3 protein-coding genes are annotated in these 1,624 nt (G+C 48.1%); all 3 read right to left on the bottom strand.

Annotated elements, in window-relative coordinates:
- Window positions 1-40: 40 nt before the first annotated feature.
- The gene (locus tag ACTHUR_RS10980) at window positions 41-238 is read right to left on the bottom strand and encodes a cbb3-type cytochrome oxidase subunit 3 (protein ID WP_003748776.1); all 198 of its coding nucleotides are present in this window, start codon (window positions 236-238) and stop codon (window positions 41-43) included.
- A gap of 4 nt (window positions 239-242) precedes the next feature.
- Window positions 243-854 (bottom strand): cytochrome-c oxidase, cbb3-type subunit II, encoded by a 612-nt coding sequence (gene ccoO / locus ACTHUR_RS10975; RefSeq protein WP_063075589.1) that lies wholly within the window; start codon window positions 852-854, stop codon window positions 243-245.
- Between the two features lie 24 nt (window positions 855-878).
- Window positions 879-1,624 (bottom strand): cbb3-type cytochrome c oxidase subunit I (locus tag ACTHUR_RS10970; protein ID WP_440398589.1); only part of this gene is annotated, 746 nt, incomplete at its 5' end.

Below are 1,624 nucleotides of genomic sequence, written 5' to 3'. Positions count from 1 at the left end.
ATACTCCAGAAACTACTGGTAAATTGGGATGTTGTGTTCATTATTTTGCTCCGTGATCACGGACTGACTGAGCTTGATCGTCCTTTTCAGACGGCCTTTGTTCGTCATTATCGAAAATACTGCTGGCTGCATCATCATAGTTTTTCTTATTGCGTCTATTGAACACAATATAGAGGACTAAAATAAAGCTGATGAATACCCAAACAGTAAAGAGCGAGCGAGCCCAGTTAGCGTCCATGATGTTACCTTACGTTTTTCAATGCCAAGCCCAAGCCTTGCAGGTAGGCGATAACAGCGTCCAGCTCTGATTTGTTGGCCAGCATTTCAGGTGCTTTGGCAATTTCTTCATCGCTGTAAGGTGTACCCACTTTACGCAGGGCTTTCATATGCGCCACAGTTGCCTCGGCATCGACTTTATTGCGTGCGAGCCATGGAAATGCAGGCATATTGGACTCCGGCACAACGTCGCGCGGGTTCAGCAGGTGGATGCGGTGCCACTCATCAGAATAGCGACCACCGACACGAGCCAAATCCGGACCGGTACGTTTAGAACCCCATTGGAACGGATGGTCATAAACAGACTCACCGGCAACGGAGTAGTGGCCGTAACGTTCAGTTTCTGCACGGAATGGACGAATCATTTGAGAGTGGCAGTTGTAGCAGCCTTCGCGTACGTAAATATCACGACCGGCCACTTGCAAGGCGTTGTATGGTTTCACGCCTGGCGCAGGTTCAGTAACTGCCTTGGAGAAGAACAGCGGGACAGCCTCGATCAGAAGGCCGACGCTGACTACAAGCAGGGTGAATACAATCAGTACACCAACTTTTTCTTCAGCTAATTGTTGCAATTTCATTTTGGTAGCCTATCTTTCTTATTATTAGTGGTGTTGGGTTTGAGAAACCGCAGGAATCTCAGCATCAACCGCTTTACCACTGATAGCAGTACGGTAAACGTTATATGCCATGATGCACATACCGCTCAGGTACAGAAGACCGCCGGTGAAACGAATCATGTAGTAAGGCATGGTACGTTTTACAGATTCGACAAAGGAATAAGTCAGTGTGCCGTCTTCGTTCAAAGAACCCCACATCAGGCCTTGCATCACACCGGCAATCCACATCGCGGCGATATACAGAACCACACCGATGGTTGCAATCCAGAAATGCGCTTCAACCAATTTGGTGCTGTACATTTCGTTTTTACCGAAGAGGCGTGGGATCATGTAGTAAACGGAACCGATGGTTACGAAGCCTACCCAACCCAATGCACCGGCATGAACGTGCGCAACAGTCCAGTCAGTATAGTGGCTCAGAGCGTTAACTGTTTTGATAGACATCATCGGGCCTTCGAAGGTAGACATACCGTAGAAGGACAGAGATACGATCAAGAATTTCAAAATCGGGTCGGTACGCAGTTTGTCCCATGCACCAGACAGAGTCATGATACCGTTGATCATACCGCCCCAAGAAGGTGCGAACAGGATCAAAGACAATACCATACCCAAAGATTGAGTCCAGTCAGGCAATGCGGTGTAGTGCAAGTGGTGTGAACCAGCCCACATATAAGTGAAAATCAAAGCCCAGAAGTGAACAACGGACAAGCGGTAAGAGTAAATAGGACGGC

The sequence above is a fragment of the Neisseria sp. P0021.S007 genome, from assembly GCF_051956855.1.
Note: the sequence above shows the minus strand (reverse complement) of the source record. Positions and strands in the feature narration are given on the sequence as shown.